Genomic DNA, 19,282 nt, shown 5'->3' on the forward strand with positions numbered 1-19,282 from the left:
GAGGCCGCGCGAGCCGCTACGGCGACTGGCGGCACGCAGGCGTCATCCGCCCCGGGTGCGGGCGCCGACCAGTTGGCGGGCGGTATGCCCGGCGCGCTGGCGCCGGATACCGTGCATTTGAGCAATACCCTGGAGTCGGATGCGGCGATCTCGCGCGAACTGGTCAAGCAAGACCCGCGGCGGGCGGCGCAAGTGGTGAAGGAGTGGCTGTCCGATGGCCAGTGAACAAGCCGAATTCAGCGGACTCGACCGTGCGGCCGTGCTGCTGCTGAGTCTGGGAGAAGACCAGGCCGCGGAGATCATGCGCCATCTCGGGCCGCGCGAAGTGCAGCGTCTGGGCGTGGCCATGTCCAAACTCAGCCGGGTGAGTGCCGATCAGGCGCATGCGGTCATGCGCGAATTCCGCGAAAAAATCGAGCAGCAGACGGCACTCGGCCTGGGGGCCAACGAATTTCTGCGCGGTGCGCTGACCAAGGCGCTGGGCGGCGAGCGCGCCAATTCGCTGATCGAGCGCATTCTGCACGGCGGCGAATCGAACGGGCTGGAGAACCTCAAGTGGCTGGAGCCGCGCGCCATTGCCGAGCTGATCAAGCTGGAGCATCCGCAGGTGGTGGCGCTGGTGCTGGCCAATATCGAGCCCGAGCAGGCCGGCGAGGTCTTGCACTTTCTCACCGAGCGCCAGGCCGGCGAAGCCATGCTGCGGCTGGCCGCGCTCGACGGCCTGCAGCCCAGCGCGCTGCGCGAGCTCAACGAAGTGCTCGAAGAACAGCTCTCGGGTGATTCGCAAAGCGTGCAGGTCAGCGCCGTGGGCGGGCCGAAGGTCACCGCCGAGATTCTCAACCGGGTGGAAACCGCGCTGTCGTCGAGCATCATGGAGCATCTGCGCTCGCAGGACGAAGAACTGGCGACCAAGGTGCAGGACCAGATGTTCGTTTTCGACGACCTGATCAATGTGGACGACCGCAGTCTGCAAACCATGATGCGCGAAATTTCGTCGGAAACGCTTATTCTGGCGCTCAAGGGCACGAACAACGCGCTCAAAGAGAAATTTCTCAGCAACATGTCCAAGCGCGCCTCTGAAATGCTGCGCGACGACATGGAGGCCAAGGGGCCGGTCAAGCTCTCCGAGGTGGAGGGGGCGCAGAAGGAAATTCTGCAAATCGCCTCGCGCCTGGAAGCGGCGGGCCAGATTCAGCTGGGCAGCGGCGGCGGCGAACAACTCGTCGGCTGATGCCTGGCGACCCGTAACCGGTTCTCACCGAAGCCATGAGCGGCATCATTCCCAAGGAAGACGCGCAGGCCGCACGGCGCTGGCAGCCGCCGGAAATGGACCCTGCGGCGCGCACCGCCGTGCAGACTCCGCGCCAAACCGCTGGCGGCCCGCCGACCGCGCAGCAGTTCGAGGCGGTGTACGCGCAGGCTGAGGCGCAGGGCCGCGAAGACGGCCGAGAGGCGGGCCTGGAACAAGGCCATCGCGAAGGCTACGCCGCCGGGCACGCCGAGGGCTTGGCCGCCGGGCGGGCGCAGGCGCAGCAGGAACGTGAGACGCTGCAGGCGCTGCTCTCCCGCGTCACCCAACCCGTGGCCGCGCTCGACGCCGAGGCCGAGACGGCGCTGGTCGCGCTGGCGCTGGAACTGGCGCGGCAGGTCATCCTGCATGAGCTGCGCACTCAGCCCGAAGCGCTGCTGCCCATTGTGCGCAAGGCCCTGGCGGCTTTTCCGGCGCAGGCGGGGGCGCCTTCGGTGCGGCTTCATCCCCTTGATCTGGACGTGTTGCGCAACGCCGCGCCCGATCTCGAAACCAGTGGCGTGACCCTGCTGGCGGACGACACTTTGCAGCGCGGCGATCTGATCGTGGCCGCTGCCGCGCCGGGGCAGACCGCCACGCCCGACCGCCGCTGGCGCACGCGCTCGCGCGAGGCAGTGAGCGAACTCGATCTGCGCGTTGAAGAGCGCTGGCGGCAGATCATGACCCGGCTGTTCGAGGAGGGTCTGCAATGATGGGTCTCTGCAATGAGGAGGCTGCAATGAGTCTGGCCCGGGTATCGCGCCATCTGCAGACTTTGCAACTTCGTCTGCAATCGGGCGGGCCTTTGCCCCTGGTCTATAGCGGCAGCCTGGTGCGGGTGCGGGGGCTGATTCTTGAAGCGCAGGGGCTGGAGGCGAGTCTGGGCGAGCGTTGCCGCATCAGCACCGAGCAGAACCGTGTCATCGACGCCGAAGTGGTGGGTTTCAACGGCGATCATGTGCAGCTTATGGCGTTGGGCGAAGTGCAGGGCCTCACACCGGGGGCGCGGGTGCATCCCGTGCCGGGCGATATTCGCATTCCCGTCGGGCCCGAACTGCTCGGGCGCGTGCTCGACGGCAACGGGCGCCCGCTCGACGGCGACGGCGCGCTGCTGGCCTCACACTACACCACCTTATCCACCCAGCAGATCAACCCGCTGGCCCGGGCGCTGGTGCGCCAGCCACTCGACGTGGGCGTGCGCGCGATCAATGCGCTGTTCACCGTGGGCCGTGGCGCGCGCATGGGGCTGTTCGCGGGCAGCGGCGTGGGCAAGAGCGTGCTGCTGGGCATGATGGCGCGCAACACCAATGCCGACGTCATCGTGGTGGGTCTCATCGGCGAGCGGGGCCGCGAGGTCAAAGAGTTCATCGAAGACATTCTGGGCGAGCAAGGGCGCAGCAGGGCCGTCGTGGTGGCCGCCCCGGCCGACGCCCCGGCGCTGACCCGCATTCGCGGCGCGCGTCTGGCCACCGCGATGGCCGAGTATTACCGCGACCAGGGGCTGAACGTGCTGCTGCTGATGGATTCGGTCACCCGCTACGCCCTGGCGCTGCGCGAAGTGGCGCTGGCCGCAGGAGAGCCCCCGGCGGCGCGCGGTTTTCCGCCCTCGGTGTTCGCCAAGCTGCCGGCGCTGGTGGAGCGCGCGGGCAACGGGCCGGAGGGCGGCGGCAGCATCACCGCGTTCTACACCGTGCTGATGGAAGGCGACGACCAGCAAGACCCGGTCGCCGACAACGTGCGCGCCATTCTCGACGGCCATATCGTGCTCAGTCGCCGTCTGGCCGAGCAGGGGCACTTTCCGGCCATCGACCTGCAGGCGTCGATCAGCCGCGTGATGCCGGCCATCGCAACCCCGCTGGAACTTCGGCGCATGCAGAAGCTCAAGGAAATGCAATCGCGCTACGCCAGCCAGCAAGACCTCATTGCCGTGGGCGCCTACACCCCGGGCGCCGACCTGCAACTCGACCAGGCGGTGCAGGCGCACGCCGGCATCCGCGAGTTTTTGATTCAGGACATGCACGCCGCTGTCGGCCTGACACGGAGCCGACAAGAACTGGCCGATCTGATGACGCCCTACCTTGTTTGAAATGTCGGGTTTTTGACGATTTCGACAGGGAAGTTTGGGCCTGCCGGGTGCAAGGTTTACACTTTGCCTGAATCAAATTCGGCCCCCAACGCATGACCTACAACAATACCCTCAGCCCGCAACGGCTGGAGACCCTTCAGGCTTTGCATGCGCAAGCCGTAGAGGCCAGTCAGAATGCGGGTCAACTCGTGGGTAAACAGCAGGACATTCTTCGAACCGCGCAGGCGAAGCTTGCACAGCTTGAAAGTTATGCCGCGCAATATCGTGAACAGATCCAGACTCTGGGCACTGCCGGCACCGCCTGGAGTCAGGTGCGCGACCTGCGCGGTTTTGTCGATCGTATCGAATCGGCCATCACCGCGCAGAAAGTCGAACTCAACCGCCAGCAGCTCATCCTGACCGAACTCATGGGGCAATGGACGGCAGCGCGCCAGCGCGAAAAGGCGTTCGAGGTGCTGATCGACCAGCATCAGGCGCAAAAACGCCAGGGACAAAAGGCCAGCGCGCTGAAAAACCTGCAGGAATGGGCGGTACGGCGAGCGTCGCAATTCCTGCCCAGCTCGCAGCAGCGGTCTGATTTCTGAAGTCGCAAGATCAGTCAGGCTGCAGTCAGTCAGTCAGGCTGGCGCAGGTTTTGCTTAGAACGGGTATCTACTCGTTTGAGCCGCCATCATGCCGCTGATCGTTCCTGTCGTGTCCACTCCTGCTGCGCCACCTGCCGAATCGTCGTCGGCCGGGGCTGCAACGTCTCAGAACGAGACCGGGCCAAGCTTTTCCGACGCGCTTTCGCGTGCGGGCAAGGCGGCGCCTTCGTCGTCGGCGTCCTCAGATTCGGCAAAAGCGCAGAAACCGAGCGAGGCTTCATCTTCAGACGCCAAAGCGACAGCGCAGGTGCGGGGCAAGGCCGATTCGCCGCAGATGCAGTCATCCGCGCCATCACAAGATTCTGCAGCGGCGAATGCGAGCGCATCGGCGCTGGCCCCGCAGACCAGCGGGGCGCTCGAAGCGGCAATGGCGGCAGCGCAAAGCGGCAAAACCTTGCCGCTGGACGACCGCAAGACTGCGCCGAAGGATGCCAGCCCAGCAGCAGGACCTGGCCCCGTGCTCGCCGCCATGCTGCAGGCGCCGGTTGTCACCTCGGTTGCCGCGCCCATTGCCACCCCGACGGCTGAGGCCCAAGACGTCAAAACTCTGCCGACCTCTGCACTGCTGGCCGGACCGCAGAATGACCCGCTGACAGACCGGCAGGCGAACTTCGGGCGCGCGGGAGCGCCAGCAGGCGTCACGACGGGCGGCACAACCAAAGCCGCCGAGAGCCTGCCCGCGTGGATGCAGAACCTGGCGGGCAGCGCTGCAGACGCCGCACAGCCCAGCCGATTCGCGGCCCTGCATCAGTCCCTCACCACGGCTTTAGACCTTTCGGCCCTGCAGACCGCATCGAGCCATGCCGACTCAACTCCGTCTGTTGTCTCGCCAAACCAGATCGGGCAGGCTTTGACTCTGGGTATGCCACAGGCCAACCAAGTATCGCAGACGGTCTGGGCGGCTACCGTGCCCGCCCATATGGGGTCGCCCGACTGGGGGCAGGCGATGAATCAGCAGGTCTTGCTGGCGGCACAGGGGCAGCAGCAATTCGCCACGCTGCATCTCAATCCGCCGCAACTCGGGCCGCTCGAAGTCCATCTGCAGATGCACGATGGCCAGATTCAGGCGCAGTTTGTCTCTGCGCATGCCGTGGTGCGGCAGGCGGTCGAGGCGGCGCTGCCGCAACTGCGCGATGTGTTTGCCGGGGCCGGGCTGTCGCTCGGCCAGACTTCCGTCGGCACCCAAGGCGGGCAGGGCGATCGCCAGCAGGCACGCTCGCAACGCGGCGCGTCGGGATCGAACGCGATTGCCGACATCGCCGCAGGCGGCGCACCGGGCGCTTCTGCCGCGCAGGTCTTGCGCTGGCAGCAGGGACTGGTGAACACCTATGTGTGAGAACCTGGGAGTCTTTCATGCTGCAGTCGGTGTGCTGCACGAAGCCACGCCCCTTCAAAAACCCCGCCCTTGTGTCGTTAAACCCTGCAGTGAAAACGCATTGATCGTCCTTCACGCGCAAAGGGTGCGCAGCGTGCGCGCCCCAATCAGCACATCGGGAGTGGGGTATGGCGGAACAAGAGGCCAAGGCCAAGGAAAAGGGCGGCGGCAAGACCAAGTTGATCATCATCATTCTGGTGGCGGTGATCGTGCTCATGGCCGGGGGCGGCGCGGCGGCATTTTTTCTGATGAAGCCCAAGGCGGCGCCCACCGCGGCCGAGCTGGCTGCGGAGGCTGCGGCCGAGAAGGTGAAGAACATGCGTTTCATCAGCATGGAGCCGTTTGTCACCAATCTGCAGAGTACCGACGGCACGGTGCATTACCTGCAGGTCAAGATCGATCTCAAGACTTACGATCCTTCGGTTGAAGGCAAGGTCAAGCTCATGACGCCCGAACTCCGCAACAACATTCTGCGCATCCTCGCGGCCCAGTCGATCGACAAGGTCGATTCGGTGGAAGGGCGCGATCACCTGCGCGAAGACATCCTGCATTCGGTGAACAAGGTGCTCGAAGGCGCGCCTGCGGTGGCCGCTGCAGGTGGGGAACATGGCGGCGGGGGCGGCGCGGCTGCCGCTGCGCATGGGCATGACGGGGCGCCGATCGACGGCGTGTTTTTTACCGCTTTCGTGGTGCAGTGAAATGAAACAGCCCCGACGCTCGATTTGCTCGCTGCTCCGCGAGGGCAGTGCCTTCTTCCTCGTAACGTCTGTGCGGAACTGACATGGTTCAAGACGTCCTCTCCCAAGACGAAGTCGACGCGCTGTTCGGCGGCATTTCAGGCGAAGAGCCGGTGGCCGAACCGGAGGCGGCGGATGAAGGGGGCGTGCGTCCTTACGACCTGGCCAGTCAGGACCGCATCGTGCGCGGGCGCATGCCCACGCTGGAAGTCATCAACGAGCGCTTCGCCCGGCTGTGGCGGGTGAGTCTGTTCAACTTTCTGCGGCGCGCCTCTGAAATCTCGGTGTCGTCGGTGAAGCTGACCAAGTACAACGAGTTCATTCGCGGCCTGGTCGTGCCCAGCAATCTCAATCTGGTGCAGATGAAACCTTTGCGCGGAACCGCGCTGTTCATCTTCGACCCGCGGCTGATTTTCAGCGTGATCGACAACTTTTTCGGGGGAGATGGCCGCTTTCACGCCCGCATCGAGGGCCGCGACTTTACCCCGCTGGAGCAGCGCATCATCAAGCGCATGCTCGACATGGTGTTCAAGGAATACAAAACCGCCTGGGCGCCCGTGCTGCCGCTGGAGCCCGAGCTCACGCGCTCCGAAGTCAACCCGCAGTTCGTCAACATCGCCACCCCGACCGAGGTGGTCATCGTCTCCACCTTCGATGTCGAGATCGAGGGCGGCGGCGGTAGCCTGCACGTGTGCATCCCGTACAGCATGGTCGAACCCATCCGCGACCAGCTCACCACCGGCATGACCACCGACCGCAGCGAGGTCGACCACCGCTGGGTCAAGGCCTTGCAGACTGAAATGCGCGAGGCCGAAGTGGAAATGCGCGTCGAACTGCTGCAACGGCAAATTCTGGTGCGCGAACTGCTGAATCTGCGGGTCGGCGATGTCCTGCCGGTGGACATGCCCGAAACCGTGATTGCCCGCGTGGACGGCATTCCCGTGCTGCTTGGCGAGTATGGGCGGCACGAAGACAAGATGGCGCTCAAGATTCGCCAGCAGCTTTTCCCGGAGGTGCCCGAGAAGGCGCAACTCCTGGCGCACGGCGCGCACTGATTCCGATCCCTTATTCCGCAGGACATTCCATGGCAGAAGACACCCCCACCGACACCGCAGCCGCCGACGATCTGGCAGCCTGGGGCGAAGCCATGGCGGAGCAGGGCGTTGCCGCCGAGCCAGTGGCCGCTGCGGCAGAGCCGCCCAAGGTGCAACCCGCTCCCTTCGCCGAACTTCGTGCCGATCAGGGCGGCGGCGCGCCCAACAACCAGCTCGATCTGGTGATGGACATCCCCGTCACGCTCTCGGTGGAGCTGGGCCGCACCAAAATCCAGATTCGCGAACTGCTGCAACTGGCGCAAGGCTCAGTGGTCGATCTCGACCGGCTCGCCGGCGAACCGATGGATGTGCTGGTCAACGGCTTTCTCATCGCGCGCGGCGAAGTCGTGCTGGTGAATGACAAGTTCGGCATTCGCCTGACCGACATCGTCAGTCCGACCGAGCGCGCCCGGCGTCTGGCTTGAGGTGCTAGAAAAGCCGACGGCTCAAGCCAATTTGAACTGCAGCATGCTTTCCTGCAAAGCCTGCGCCTGCGCATTCATCTCTTCTGCAGTGGCCGCGAGTTGTTCCGAAGCCGAGGCGTTCTGTTGAGTGACGGCTGAGAGCTGCGCCACCGCCTGATTGATCTGCTGCATGCCCGTGGACTGCTCCTCCGACGCTGCTGTGATCTCCTGCACCAGATCCGAAGTCTTCGAGATATGGGGTGCCATCTGTGCAATCAGGCTGCCCGCCGCATCCGCCTGCTTCACCGTCGAAGTCGCCAGATCGCCAATCTCCTTGGCCGCCACCTGAGAGCGCTCAGCCAGCTTGCGCACCTCCGCGGCCACCACCGCAAAGCCCTTGCCATGCTCCCCAGCCCGGGCCGCTTCAATCGCCGCATTCAAAGCCAGCATATTGGTCTGATACGCAATGTCATCGATGATCGAGATGCGTTCGGCAATACTCTGCATCGCCGAGACCGTGCCCTGAACCGCCGCACCCCCTTCACGCGCTTGGCCTGCCGCCTGCTGCGCCATCGAATCCGTCAGACGCGCGTTATCCGCGTTCTGGCGAATGGAGGCGGTCGCCTGCTCCAGCGTGGCCGAGGTTTCCTCCACCGACGCCGCCTGCTCTGAGGACGACTGCGACAGACTTTGCGAAGTGGCCGACACCTGCGTGGACGCTGAGAGCAACTGCTCGGCGGAAGATCGCACCGAGCCGATGACCGAAGTCAGCCGCCCGACCATCTCGCCCAAAGCAGCGAGCAACTGCCCGGTTTCATCCTTCGAGGTGGAAGCCACCCGCACCGACAGATCGCCTTCGGCCACGCGCTGGGCGACAGAAACGGCTTCGGCCAGGGGGCGGGTGATGGAGCGGGTGATCCAGAAGCCGCCCACCATTGCTGCGAGGATGAAGCCGATGGTGATCCACAGCGCCTGGCGAACCGCACTTGCATAGGCGGCCTGGCTTTGCGTATACGCCGCCTGCATCTGCGCTTTCTGATGGGCGATCAACGCACTGATGTGCTGGTGCATGGCGAGCACGATGGGCGAGGCTAGCTGGGTGTAGATGGTGCTGGCCTGCGGATAGAGCCCTTGCTGCATCAGAGCGATGACTTGCTGCTGCACGCCCCGGTTCTTCGCCATCAAGCTGTGAATTTCAGCGAGCTGCGAGTTGACCTCGGCATCCGGCGGCAAGGCTTGCAAGTCTTTGAACACTTGGGCCGTGCTTTCGCGGTTTTCGGCGAGCTGTTTTTTCAGGGCTTGCTGCGCCTCGTCATGCGCCGGGTTCAGCAGGGTTTGATACAGCGCGGCCGTGGTGCCCTGGAAGTTGGTGAAAAAAGTGTTGAGCAGGGTAATGCGCTGGCTTTGCACATGCACGATGGCGTCGAGCCGGGCGTTTGACTGTGCCAATTGCTGCTGTGCCAACGCGGCATTGAGCACGATGACGGCCAGCATCCCGAGCAGACCCAGGGTCATGCGGGTGCGAATGCGAAGGTTGTTCATCAGGATAGTGAGAGAGGTTTTGTTTGATGCCTATGCAACGACACACGGCCAGTGCCGCTGCATAGGGGAAGACCCCGTGTGAAGCGCGACTTTCGGGTCAACCGCGGCCGTATTCCACCATCGCCGCGCCGATGTCGCCCAGGGCCAGGCTGCGGTCGGCGGCGCCAAGTTTCACCGCCTCCTTGGGCATGCCGTAGACCACGCTGGTGGCCTCGTCCTGCGCCACGGTGCGGGCGCCGGCGTCGTGCATCTCCTTGAGGCCGCGCGCGCCGTCGTCACCCATGCCGGTGAGGATGATGCCCAACGCGTTGCGCCCGGCGCATTGCGCCACTGAGCGGAACAGCACATCGACCGAAGGCCGGTGGCGGTTGATCGGCGGGCCATCGCGTACTTCGACGTGGTACTGCGCGCCGCTGCGCCGCACCTGCATGTGGCGGCCGCCCGGCGCGATGAGCACCAGCCCGGGAATCAGCCGGTCGCCGTCACGCGCCTCGCGCACTTCGAGGGCGCAGACGGAATTCAGGCGCTCGGCAAAAGTCGCGGTGAACTTCTCCGGCATGTGCTGCACCACGGCGATGCCCGGCAGGGTGCGGGGCAGGGTGGTGAGCACGCGCTCGAGCGCCACGGTGCCGCCGGTGGACATGCCCATGGCGATGATCTTCTCGGTGGTGTCGGTCAGCACATGCGCGCTGGGGGTGAACGTGGGCGGCGCGGGGGCCTTGGCCACGCTGACCACGGGCCGCGACAAGGCGCGCAGACTACCGGTGTTGGCGCGGGCTGCGGCCTTGATGGTCTGCGTCAGCTCGGTGGTTTGCTCCACCAGAAAGTCCTTCAGGCCCACGCGCGGTTTGGTCACCACGCTGACGGCCCCGGCCGCCAGAGCATCGAGCGTGATCTGCGCGCCTTTTTCGGTGAGTGTGGAACAGATCACCACCGGCAGCGGATGCTCGACCATGAGCTTCTTGAGGAAGGTGATGCCGTCCATGCGGGGCATCTCGACGTCGAGCACCAGCACGTCGGGCCACTGGCCTAGCTGCATGCGCTGCAGGGCAAACAGCGGGTCGGGTGCGACACCGATGACCTCGATGCCCGGATCGCGCAGCAGCACGGCCTGCAGCACCTGCCGCACCACGGCGGAATCGTCGACGATGAACACCTTGACCTTGTCGGTCCGAATCATGAAAGCGTCTCCAGTAGGAAGGGTTTTGATGGGACTCAGCCCATGCTTTGCTGCGCGTTCTGGCCCCAGAATTTCAGATAGGCGTCGCCGCTCCAGATCTCGAACAGCACATTGCGGTGGCCTTCGCCGCCCAGATGTTCGGCCTTGAGGCGCAGGCCATGTTGACGCACGAGTTCGCGTCCGCGCAGTACGTTTTTGCACGGCACGTCCACGCAGCCGTGCTGCACATGCGGGGGCTTTTCTTGCGTGAACATGCGCCCGCCGCCGAACAGCTTGGCCTCGTATTCATCGGGGCGGGTGCCCGCCGCCCGCATATCGCGCAGGAATAGCAGCATGGCTTCGTCGGCATAGCGGCCGTCGAGCGCACGGTGAGCACCATGATGCGCGCCGCGGCCCGGCAGCATGTAATGGCATAGCCCGCCGATCTTCAGTTGCGGGTGCCACACCGCAATGGCCACGCACGAGCCCAGCAGGGTGCGCACGCGCGTGCGTCCTTCGCCGAAATACAGCTCGCCGGGCTGCAGAAAAATTTCCAGCGGTTCTTCCTGCGCCGCTTCGGCAGGTGCTGGGTACGGCGCGGTTTTCATTGCGGCTTGAGATAGACGGCGGGCTGAAGGCTGCGCAGCGGCAGATCCAGACCGTTCAGGCTTTCGGAATGACCGATGAACAGATGCCCGCCGGGCCGCAGCACATCCAGCAGCCGACGGCACACCGCGCGCTTGGTTTCGGCGTCGAAATAGATCATCACATTGCGCAGCACCACTAGGTCGAACTGGCCGATGTCGGGCAGGGCGGTGTTGAGATTGATGACCTGAAAGCGCACCCGCTCGCGGATGCTGGGCTGCAGCGCAAAACTACCCTCATGCGCCCCCGTTCCCTTCAGACAAAAGGCCTTGAGGTAGGGCTGGGGAATTTTTTCGGCGCGCTCCATCGGGTAGATGGCGCGACGCGCCTGCTCGATCACCCGGGTGGAAATGTCGGAGGCCACGATCTCCCACGGCCGTTGTCCCATGCGCTCGGCCAGCACCATGGCGATGCTGTAGGGCTCTTCGCCGCTGGAGCAGGCCGCACTCCACACCCGGAATGGGCGCGAGGTATCCGCATGCGGAATGATTTGCTCCGACAGATAGGCGAAGTGCCGCGGCTCGCGAAAGAAATAGGTTTCGTTGGTGGTGAGCAGGTCGATGGCCTGCTGGCGCTCGGCGGCGTCTTGCCGCAGATGGTGCAGGTAATCGGTGAAAGTCGCCAGCCCGAGCGCGTGCAGCCGTTTGGAAAGACGCCCTTCGACCAGCGCTTTTTTCGACGGCGCCAGGGTGATGCCAGCGGCTTCGAACATGAGGCGGGAAAAGCCGCTGAGTTCGGTATCGGTGAGCGTTTGCATGGTTTTTTCAGCCAGGTGTGTGGGTCTTGGCATCGGCCAGATATTGAGCAAAGCGCTTGGGCGCGACCGCCTGGCTGAACAGCCAGCCCTGGTAGGCCTCGCACCCGAGTTGCTGCAGAAAATCAGCTTGCTCCTGCGTTTCGACGCCTTCGGCGATGACGATCAGGTGCAGGGCCTTAGCCATCGAAATCACCGCACGCGTAATGGCCGCGTCGTCGGCATCGTTGGGCAGGTCTTTGACAAAAGCGCGGTCGAGTTTGATTGTGGTGACGGGCAGGCGCTTGAGCGAGGCCAGCGAGGAGTAGCCCGTGCCGAAATCGTCGATGGAGGTGTTCACGCCAAGTTCGCGCAATTGCACGATCAGCCCGCTGACATGCTCGGGATCGCGCAGCATCATGCTTTCGGTGATTTCCAGCTCCAGCAGGTTGGGCGCGATGCCCGAGTGCTCCAGGGCCGAAGAGACCTGGCGCAAAATCAGATCGCCCTGCAATTGCCGCATCGAGCAGTTCACGGCGATGGGCAACGGCGTCTTGCCCTGCTGCTCCCATTCTTGAAGCTGCTTGCACACGGCGTTCAGCACCCATTGCCCCACGGGCACGATCAGGCCGGTTTCTTCGAGCAGCGGAATGAACGTGGCCGGAGAAACCAGGCCATGTTGCGGGTGCTGCCAGCGCAGCAAGGCCTCCGCCCCAATCACCTGACGGGTCTGCAGGCAGACCTTGGGTTGGTAGAGCACAAAAAACTGCTCCAAGGCGAGAGCGTGGCGCAGGTCGGTCTCCATCTCGATGAGTTCGCGCCCGCGCTGGCTCATGTCGGCGGTGTAGAGCAGCGCCCGGCCCGGGGTGTTGGCCTTGCAGCGGTACATGGCCACATCGGCACGGCTGAACAGTTGCGTGGCTGAACGCCCATCGCGCGGCGCACGCGCAATGCCCAGGCTGGCGGTGATGAAAATGGTCTGGCCGTCGAGAACGAAAGGCTCGGTCAGGCTGTTGAGCAGTTGCTCGGCGTGATCGAGCAGGGCCTGCTGGTCGGCGGTGCAAGGATGCAGCACCGCGAAGGCATTGCCGCCCCAGCGTGCCAGAAAATCGTCTGGAGCAAGCGCGACCTTCAGCCGCGCCGCGGTTTCGATCAACAGGTCATCGCCCAGGGCGTGACCAAAGCTGTCGTTGATCTGGCGGAAGCGGTCGATGTCGAGCAAGTAAACGGCCAGTTGGCGGCTCTCGTCCCGGCTGGTCTCGGCTTCGAGCCAGCGCTCTAGCGATTCGATGACCAGGGTCTGATTGGGCAGTTCGGTCAGCTCGTCGTGATCGATCAGCCACTTGAGGCGCCGGTCTACGGCACGGATTTCCGTGACGTCGTGCGCGACCGCTGCGGCGCCGAGAGGCGTGCCGGTGGAATCCAGCAGTCGGCGGGCCGTGATTTCATAGTGCCGCCACTGGCCTTCCAGGCTCTCTATCAGAAAGTTCTCTGCCTCCTTGGGTTCACCGCGCAAGGCCGATCCCAGCGGCAGTTGCTCCAGTGGAACCGGCTTGTGGTCAGTGGTGTGAACAGGCGTGACCAACTCCAATTCACGCAACGACACCCCCATTTTTGTCGGCAAACCCGCCCGAATGGCTGCCGCGTTCACATAGCTCAGCAAGCCGTTTTCGTCGCAGGCGTAGACCACGTCGCGCATATTGTCGAGCACCGCATTCAGAAACGCGGTCTGCCGGATCGCAGCGTCCCTGCGGGCGAGTTCGTCAGTCACGTCGAGGGCGTAACACACGATGGAGGTCACAGCGCCGTCCTCGTTCTTCACCGGGGAGACATGCCACTGCAGCATGCGGTACTGACCATTCTTGTGACGATAGCGCCGGTGCGCGCAATAGGCGCCCACCTCTGTGTCTGCCATGCCACCGAGTTGGGCGGCCACGGCGCCCTGGTCGTCCGGATGCAGAAAATCGTCGACGACATGGGGCTGGCGCAGCTCTGCCGGCGTGTAGCCCAGCATCTCGCTGAAGGCCGGATTGAAGTCGAGAATGTCGCCTTGCCCGTTCACCATCAAAATGCCGATACCAGAATAGTCAAAAGCGTTCTGTACCCGCGCGTTCGCCTGATGCAGCCTCTGGGTCAGTGGGCGCAGTTGCCAGCCCAGCACGAGCAGCCCCAGCAGCACCAGACCCGGCACGAACAGCAGCCCGGTTTCGAGCGTATCGACGACCGGGGCATAGAGTTCGGCCGTGGGCACCTCCACCGCCAGGGCCAGCCCGGTCGTGCCGAGCGGCGTGGAGCTGATCAGCCATCGCTGGCCGTCGATTTCCTCAATCGTCGTAGCCGCTTTGCCCTGTGCCCAGCGCACCTCTGCGGGCAGACGCTTGGATGTAAGTAGCGTCGTCTGTTCGCTTTCGCCGGTCTGGCTGGGCAGACAGGTCCAGAGGTCATTGGAGAGGCTGCAGATCTTGATGACGGTGTGTTTCGCGCGACGCGTCAGCTCATGCGCGATGCGGCTTGACGCGGGCAGGGGCAGCGAGGCGCTGAAGTGGCCGATGGTCTGCTCGCCCTTGCGAATCGGGAGTTGCGCGTGCAGAAAAAAATTGAGCGTTTCCGGATCGCGCTGCAGCATGAACTGGCTGGCTGGTGGCATGGCCGGCGCCAGGCTGGGCAGCCCCGGGTGGTGCGCTGTGGAGGCTGCGCTCGACAGCACGGTTTCGCCCCAGAGATTGGTGATGCTGTATTCGTGAGGGGCCAACAGCGCCATCATGGTGCGCAAGTCGGCGAGTTGGCTTTGCAGTTCGGCAGATGGATGCGCGGGACTGCCTTCTTTGCCGGTTTGAAGCGTTTGCAGGGTGCGTAAGAGCAATGGGTTGTGGGAAAACCGCGCCAGCTCCTTGCCGCGAACCTCCATCGCCATGAGCAGACCGCGGCTGAGTGCGTCGCGGTCGTTCTCCATGCTGAGCGTCAGCCGATTCCGTTCGTGGTCGGCCATCACCAGGGCGGTGAACAGCGCGGTGAGCGAGCTGGCCAGCAACAGAATCACCGCCGCCGTCAGCATGAGTTTGCGGTCTGGCCGCTGCCGGTACGCCGCGCGCATCCAGGGAAAGCGATTGCGCACGGCCGTGGCGATGCCAGCGGAAAACAGCAGCGCCGCAGGCTGGTAGGCGCTGCTCGTCCCGGTTCCCCACAGTTGCTGGAGCAGCTTCCAGGCGAGCATCAGCACGCCGGCCATCGCAAGGGCGACGATGCCGAGATCGATGAGTAGTGGGGTGATCAGGTGCATCAGCGTGTTGAGGAGTTAGTCAGTCCCTTCAGAACCGCACGAACTCCGGCTGTGATTGCGTGAGCACCGGCAGACTGTCCTCGGTAGCCGCCCGGGCCTTGCTTGCGGCAGGCCGTGTTGCCGGTTTAGCCGCCGTGACCTGCGCTTCCTGGCTGAGCCGGAAGCCCGCCATGCTTTCCTGCAAAGCCTGCGCCTGCGCGTTCATCTCTTCGGCAGTCGCCGCGAGTTGTTCCGAAGCCGAGGCGTTCTGTTGAGTGACGGCTGAGAGCTGCGCCACCGCCTGATTGATCTGCTGCATCCCCGTGGACTGTTCTTCCGACGCCGCCGTGATCTCCTGCACCAGATCCGAGGTCTTGGAGATATTGGGTGCCATCTGCGCAATCAAGCTACCCGCCGCATCCGCCTGCTTCACCGTCGAAGTCGCCAGATCGCCAATCTCCTTGGCCGCCACCTGAGAACGCTCCGCCAGCTTGCGCACCTCCGCGGCCACCACCGCAAAGCCCTTGCCATGCTCCCCAGCCCGGGCCGCTTCAATCGCCGCATTCAAAGCCAGCATATTGGTCTGATACGCAATGTCATCGATGATCGAGATGCGCTCCGCGATGGCTTGCATCGCCGAGACCGTGCCCTGCACCGCCGCACCCCCTTCACGCGCTTGGCCTGCCGCCTGCTGCGCCATCGAATCCGTCAGACGCGCGTTATCCGCATTCTGGCGAATCGAAGCGGTTGCCTGCTCCAGCGTGGCCGAGGTTTCCTCCACCGACGCCGCCTGCTCCGAAGACGACTGCGACAGACTCTGCGAAGTGGCCGACACCTGCGTGGACGCCGAGAGCAACTGCTCGGCCGACGAGCGCACTGAGCCGATGACCGAAGTCAGCCGCCCGACCATCTCCCCCAAAGCCGAGAGCAACTGGCCGGTTTCATCCTTAGACGTGGAAGCCACCCGCACCGACAGATCGCCTTCGGCGACGCGCTGGGCGACGGAAACGGCTTCGGCCAGAGGGCGAATCACCAGGCGGCGAAGAAGAAAGGCGGTGACGCCGAGTATCAGCAGAACCATGATCGACCCACCCATCAGAATGGGTAGAACCCGCTCCCAGGTGTGGCTGGCAACGACGGATTTCGCGTAACGGGTGGTGACGGTGAAGCCCCAACCGGGTATGGCTTTCGATGACGTGATCCAGTCGTCCGGGTTGATCTGGGCTGGCATATTGGACGTGGCGAAAATCACTTTGCCGGACTTGTCGGTCACGTCCAGATTGCCGCCATACAGCAGTTGCAGCTTGCTGACTTCGTTTTTGATGGCGTCGATCTGCGCCTTGTAGCCGACGTACCAGATGCCGATGATTTTGCCGCTGGCGTCGCGCATGGGCTCATAGCCGGTGATGTAGGGATTGCCCAGAATCTGCACCACGCCATAAAACGCTTTGCCATCGCGGATGTCGGCAATCACCTTGCCTTTGGGGTCGAGCAGGGTGCCGATGGCGCGGGTGCCGTCCGGCTTTTTGACATTGGTGCTTACGCGCACAAAGTCGTCACCGCTGCGCACGAACAGGGTGGCGGTGCCGCCAAACAGCTTGGTTACGCCGTCCACCAGGCCGAACTGGTTGACCTCGCTGGTCTTGCCAAACTGCAGATCGGGCAGCATTTTTCCGCCCAGCTCCACTGGCGCGCCCAGCGAAGGCGCGCCGAGCTGCGCGCCACGCTCGGTCAGCAGGCGCATGGAGCCATGCACCTGCTCGTTGAGCAGGTTCTTGGTGATGTCGAGCGTGCGCACGATTTCGCCCATCTGCTGCTGCGATTCACGTTGAATCTCCACGCCGACGTTGTGTTGCGCGTTGCGCACCATCAGAAACGAGCCGGTGGCGACCACGACGATCACCAGCAAGGCGATCGGCGCAAGGATGCGGAACTGAAGACGTTGATGCAAAGCGAGGGTCATGGCGTGCTCTGGTCGATGAAAAGAGGAGAGAAAAATCGGTTAAAAAAGAAATCAGGCGGCCATATGCGAGGCGCTGGCCAGACCGGCCATGTCTTCGACCGACAGCACACGGCCCACATCGAGCAGGATGATGAAACCGGCTTCGGTGCGGGCCATGCCGCGGATGAACTCTTGCCGCAGGCCGGTGCCGAAGCTCGGCGCTGGTTCGATCTGGCCGGCTTCCATGTCGAGCACGGCGTTGACCGCATCGACCAGCACGCCGATGGCCAGCGGTCCGTCTTCGCCCTCGATTTCAACGATGACGATGCAGGTGCGGGCCTGCAAGGCGGTGGGCGCGCGGCCGAAGCGCTGCGCCAGATCGATCACCGGCACCACGTTGCCGCGCAGGTTGATCACACCGTGCACAAAAGCCGGCATCATCGGCACTGTGGTCGGGCGGGTGTATTCCAGAATTTCCCGTACCCGCAGAATGTCCAGACCATAGATCTCGTCCTGCAAGGTGAAGGTCAGGTACTGGCCGCTGGTGGGCTGGGCGTTGCCCGCCAGTTGCAGGGCAGGGGTGGAAGACGGATGCGCGATGGCGGTCGTCATATGGGGCTCCTTGGAAAATAGGGTGATCAGAATTTGACGAAGTCGCCCGCACCGGCCGCAGCCAGGGTGGGGCGCGGCGTGGCAGCGGGTCGGCGCGCGGGGGCGCTCGGCGTGCGCGACTGGGCTACGGCTGGCGTCGCTTGGGCGTCGGTTTTGAACTGGCTGATGAGGTCTTGCAGACCGCTGGCCTGCGCGTTCATCTCTTCGGCCGTCGCCGCGAGTTCTTCCGAAGCCGAAGCGTTCTGCTGAGTGACCGCTGAGAGCTGCGCCACCGCCTGATTGATCTGCTGCATGCCGGTGGCCTGCTCCGTGGACGCCGCAGCGATCTCCTGGACGAGACCGTAGTTCTTCGTCTTCAGAGTGACCAATTCAGAAATCAGGTGAGTGGCGTGATCGGCGTGCTTGACCGTTGTGGAGGCCAGATCGCCGATTTCCTTGGCTGCGGATTGACTTTTCTCGGCCAGCTTGCGCACCTCGGCGGCTACCACCGCAAAGCCCTTGCCATGTTCTCCGGCGCGGGCCGCTTCGATCGCCGCATTCAAAGCCAGCATATTGGTCTGATAGGCGATGTCATCGATCAGCGAAATGCGATCCGCGATGGTTTGCATGGCGGTGGAAGCTTGCCCAACGGCGGATTTACTGCTGTCGGCATGTTGCAGCACCTGTTGGGCGAGCGCATCGGCCGCAGAGGCGTTGTCCGCGTTCTGGCGTATCGAGGCAGCGGCCTGCTCGACGGTCGCCGAGGTTTGTTCCACCGAAGCGGCCTGTTCCGAAGACGACTGCGACAGGCTTTGCGAAGTGGCCGACACCTGCGTGGACGCCGATAGCAGTTGCTCGGCCGACGAACGCACCGAGCCGATGGTCTGGGTAAAACGGTCGATCATCTTTTGTGCGGAGGCCATGACCTGACCGATTTCGTCGTTGCTGCGGCGGTCCATGCGCACCGTCAAGTCACCCTGCTCAAGCCGTGCAAACACAGCGAAGGCGTTGCGCATCGAAGCGTTGGTGCGGCGGGTGATGAACAGCGCCAGCGCCAGCAGCAGGGCAATCCCGATGACCGAGATCATGAGGCCTTGCGTGCTGTAAGCCCAGGCGGCTGCGCTCACGTCATCGACATACACCCCGGTGCCGATCACCCAGTGCCAAGGCGCGAAATTGATCGCGTAGGCCACTTTCGGGAAGGCCTCTTGGGTGGCGCCGCCGCCCGCAACGGGCTTGGGAAAGCGGTACTCGAAAATGCCGCCATCGGGATTTTTTGCCGCGAGGTTCTGCGCGGTGTAGAGGTTCATCTTGCCGTCGGTATCAACCGGCTTGGCCTCCAGCCCGGGGCGGTAGCCGGTGGCGTTGTCGAACTTGGGCAGATCGAGCACCTTGCCGATGAGCGCGGGCACCGTGGGGTGCATCAGCATGGTTGGCACCGGGGTGGTGTCGGTGGTGATCCAGAAGTAGCCGTCTTTCTTCGCGCCGTAGCGCATGTCCTTGACGGCGGCCATCGCCTGGGTTTGGGCCTGCTGCGTGGTCAGCTTGCCGGCCTGCGCCTGCTGGTAGTAATACTGAATCACGCCCTCAGCGGTTTGCGTGGCGTTGCGCAGCATGAATTCGCGCTCGGTCAGAATGGACGACTGCAAGCGGCTCACATTGAGCAGGGTGATGCCGATCATTCCGAGAATGAACAGCGCGGAAAGCAGCAACAGGCTGCGGCGAATGTCGAGCTTGAAGCCCTGTCTGGATCGCATGAGAGTTCCTTGTGAACGGAAGGTGA

16 protein-coding genes and 1 pseudogene are annotated in these 19,282 nt (G+C 63.9%); 9 read left to right on the forward strand and 8 right to left on the reverse strand.

Annotation, left to right across the window (positions count from 1 at the left end; all coding sequences use genetic code 11):
• From B3H47_RS10540 to fliN, 9 genes and pseudogenes are all read left to right on the forward strand, one after another.
• Positions 1–225, forward strand: a pseudogene (locus B3H47_RS10540) (flagellar basal body M-ring protein FliF); the annotation flags it as partial.
• Positions 215–1,231 carry a flagellar motor switch protein FliG gene (fliG, locus tag B3H47_RS10545; protein WP_286986966.1) on the forward strand — a complete coding sequence of 339 codons (1,017 nt, stop codon included), beginning with the start codon at positions 215–217 and terminating at the stop codon, positions 1,229–1,231. The pseudogene B3H47_RS10540 and the gene fliG, both read left to right, overlap by 11 nt.
• 35 nt (positions 1,232–1,266) lie before the next feature.
• On the forward strand, positions 1,267–2,001 hold the full coding sequence (locus tag B3H47_RS10550; RefSeq protein ID WP_286986967.1) for a flagellar assembly protein FliH: 735 nt from the start codon (positions 1,267–1,269) through the stop codon (positions 1,999–2,001).
• 26 nt (positions 2,002–2,027) lie between these two features.
• On the forward strand, positions 2,028–3,374 hold the full coding sequence (locus B3H47_RS10555; RefSeq protein WP_286986968.1) for a FliI/YscN family ATPase: 1,347 nt from the start codon (positions 2,028–2,030) through the stop codon (positions 3,372–3,374).
• Between the two features lie 92 nt (positions 3,375–3,466).
• Complete coding sequence (locus B3H47_RS10560) at positions 3,467–3,958, forward strand: flagellar export protein FliJ (RefSeq protein WP_013105560.1); 492 nt, start codon at positions 3,467–3,469, stop codon at positions 3,956–3,958.
• Between the two features lie 88 nt (positions 3,959–4,046).
• Positions 4,047–5,354 (forward strand): flagellar hook-length control protein FliK, encoded by a 1,308-nt coding sequence (locus B3H47_RS10565; protein WP_286986969.1) that lies wholly within the window; start codon positions 4,047–4,049, stop codon positions 5,352–5,354.
• Positions 5,355–5,521: 167 nt separating this feature from the next.
• Positions 5,522–6,091 carry a flagellar basal body-associated FliL family protein gene (locus tag B3H47_RS10570; RefSeq protein WP_286986970.1) on the forward strand — a complete coding sequence of 190 codons (570 nt, stop codon included), beginning with the start codon at positions 5,522–5,524 and terminating at the stop codon, positions 6,089–6,091.
• A gap of 83 nt (positions 6,092–6,174) precedes the next feature.
• Positions 6,175–7,185: a flagellar motor switch protein FliM gene (gene fliM / locus B3H47_RS10575; RefSeq protein WP_013105563.1), complete on the forward strand. Its 1,011-nt coding sequence runs from the start codon at positions 6,175–6,177 to the stop codon at positions 7,183–7,185.
• A gap of 29 nt (positions 7,186–7,214) precedes the next feature.
• Entirely contained in the window at positions 7,215–7,649 is a 435-nt protein-coding gene (fliN, locus tag B3H47_RS10580; protein WP_276708567.1) for a flagellar motor switch protein FliN, read from the forward strand.
• Positions 7,650–7,670: 21 nt separating this feature from the next.
• Here fliN and B3H47_RS10585 read toward each other — a convergent pair whose 3' ends face one another.
• The 8 genes from B3H47_RS10585 to B3H47_RS10620 form a co-directional block, all read right to left on the reverse strand.
• Positions 7,671–9,170: a methyl-accepting chemotaxis protein gene (locus B3H47_RS10585; RefSeq protein WP_286986971.1), complete on the reverse strand. Its 1,500-nt coding sequence runs from the start codon at positions 9,168–9,170 to the stop codon at positions 7,671–7,673.
• A gap of 97 nt (positions 9,171–9,267) precedes the next feature.
• Entirely contained in the window at positions 9,268–10,350 is a 1,083-nt protein-coding gene (locus tag B3H47_RS10590; protein ID WP_286986972.1) for a protein-glutamate methylesterase/protein-glutamine glutaminase, read from the reverse strand.
• Positions 10,351–10,385: 35 nt separating this feature from the next.
• Positions 10,386–10,937, reverse strand: coding sequence for a chemotaxis protein CheD (locus B3H47_RS10595; RefSeq protein WP_286986973.1), 552 nt, complete (start codon positions 10,935–10,937; stop codon positions 10,386–10,388).
• Positions 10,934–11,731, reverse strand: a complete 798-nt coding sequence (locus B3H47_RS10600) for a CheR family methyltransferase (RefSeq protein ID WP_156052797.1) — start codon at positions 11,729–11,731, stop codon at positions 10,934–10,936. Before B3H47_RS10600 ends, B3H47_RS10595 begins: the two co-directional genes overlap by 4 nt.
• A 7-nt stretch (positions 11,732–11,738) precedes the next feature.
• Complete coding sequence (locus B3H47_RS10605; protein WP_286986974.1) at positions 11,739–14,987, reverse strand: sensor domain-containing protein; 3,249 nt, start codon at positions 14,985–14,987, stop codon at positions 11,739–11,741.
• A gap of 28 nt (positions 14,988–15,015) precedes the next feature.
• Positions 15,016–16,929 (reverse strand): methyl-accepting chemotaxis protein, encoded by a 1,914-nt coding sequence (locus B3H47_RS10610; RefSeq protein WP_286986975.1) that lies wholly within the window; start codon positions 16,927–16,929, stop codon positions 15,016–15,018.
• A gap of 51 nt (positions 16,930–16,980) precedes the next feature.
• Entirely contained in the window at positions 16,981–17,520 is a 540-nt protein-coding gene (locus tag B3H47_RS10615; protein WP_286986976.1) for a chemotaxis protein CheW, read from the reverse strand.
• A 26-nt stretch (positions 17,521–17,546) separates the two neighbouring features.
• Positions 17,547–19,256, reverse strand: a complete 1,710-nt coding sequence (locus B3H47_RS10620; protein WP_286986977.1) for a methyl-accepting chemotaxis protein — start codon at positions 19,254–19,256, stop codon at positions 17,547–17,549.
• Between the last annotated feature and the right edge of the window lie 26 nt (positions 19,257–19,282).

The sequence above is a fragment of the Thiomonas sp. UBA7699 genome (assembly GCF_002482605.1).
GTDB classification, from domain to species: Bacteria; Pseudomonadota; Gammaproteobacteria; order Burkholderiales; family Burkholderiaceae_C; genus Thiomonas; species Thiomonas arsenitoxydans.

What these genes read in the sequence shown, in the direction of transcription:
- B3H47_RS10560 (WP_013105560.1), top strand. Translation starts at nt 3,467, where the DNA reads ATGACCTACAACAATACCCTCAGCCCGCAACGGCTGGAGACCCTTCAG.
- B3H47_RS10600 (WP_156052797.1), bottom strand. Translation starts at nt 11,731, where the DNA reads ATGCAAACGCTCACCGATACCGAACTCAGCGGCTTTTCCCGCCTCATG.
- B3H47_RS10585 (WP_286986971.1), bottom strand. Translation starts at nt 9,170, where the DNA reads ATGAACAACCTTCGCATTCGCACCCGCATGACCCTGGGTCTGCTCGGG.
- B3H47_RS10565 (WP_286986969.1), top strand. Translation starts at nt 4,047, where the DNA reads ATGCCGCTGATCGTTCCTGTCGTGTCCACTCCTGCTGCGCCACCTGCC.
- fliM (WP_013105563.1), top strand. Translation starts at nt 6,175, where the DNA reads ATGGTTCAAGACGTCCTCTCCCAAGACGAAGTCGACGCGCTGTTCGGC.
- B3H47_RS10610 (WP_286986975.1), bottom strand. Translation starts at nt 16,929, where the DNA reads ATGACCCTCGCTTTGCATCAACGTCTTCAGTTCCGCATCCTTGCGCCG.
- B3H47_RS10590 (WP_286986972.1), bottom strand. Translation starts at nt 10,350, where the DNA reads ATGATTCGGACCGACAAGGTCAAGGTGTTCATCGTCGACGATTCCGCC.
- B3H47_RS10620 (WP_286986977.1), bottom strand. Translation starts at nt 19,256, where the DNA reads ATGCGATCCAGACAGGGCTTCAAGCTCGACATTCGCCGCAGCCTGTTG.
- B3H47_RS10555 (WP_286986968.1), top strand. Translation starts at nt 2,028, where the DNA reads ATGAGTCTGGCCCGGGTATCGCGCCATCTGCAGACTTTGCAACTTCGT.
- fliN (WP_276708567.1), top strand. Translation starts at nt 7,215, where the DNA reads ATGGCAGAAGACACCCCCACCGACACCGCAGCCGCCGACGATCTGGCA.
- B3H47_RS10570 (WP_286986970.1), top strand. Translation starts at nt 5,522, where the DNA reads ATGGCGGAACAAGAGGCCAAGGCCAAGGAAAAGGGCGGCGGCAAGACC.
- B3H47_RS10605 (WP_286986974.1), bottom strand. Translation starts at nt 14,987, where the DNA reads ATGCACCTGATCACCCCACTACTCATCGATCTCGGCATCGTCGCCCTT.
- fliG (WP_286986966.1), top strand. Translation starts at nt 215, where the DNA reads ATGGCCAGTGAACAAGCCGAATTCAGCGGACTCGACCGTGCGGCCGTG.
- B3H47_RS10550 (WP_286986967.1), top strand. Translation starts at nt 1,267, where the DNA reads ATGAGCGGCATCATTCCCAAGGAAGACGCGCAGGCCGCACGGCGCTGG.
- B3H47_RS10595 (WP_286986973.1), bottom strand. Translation starts at nt 10,937, where the DNA reads ATGAAAACCGCGCCGTACCCAGCACCTGCCGAAGCGGCGCAGGAAGAA.
- B3H47_RS10615 (WP_286986976.1), bottom strand. Translation starts at nt 17,520, where the DNA reads ATGACGACCGCCATCGCGCATCCGTCTTCCACCCCTGCCCTGCAACTG.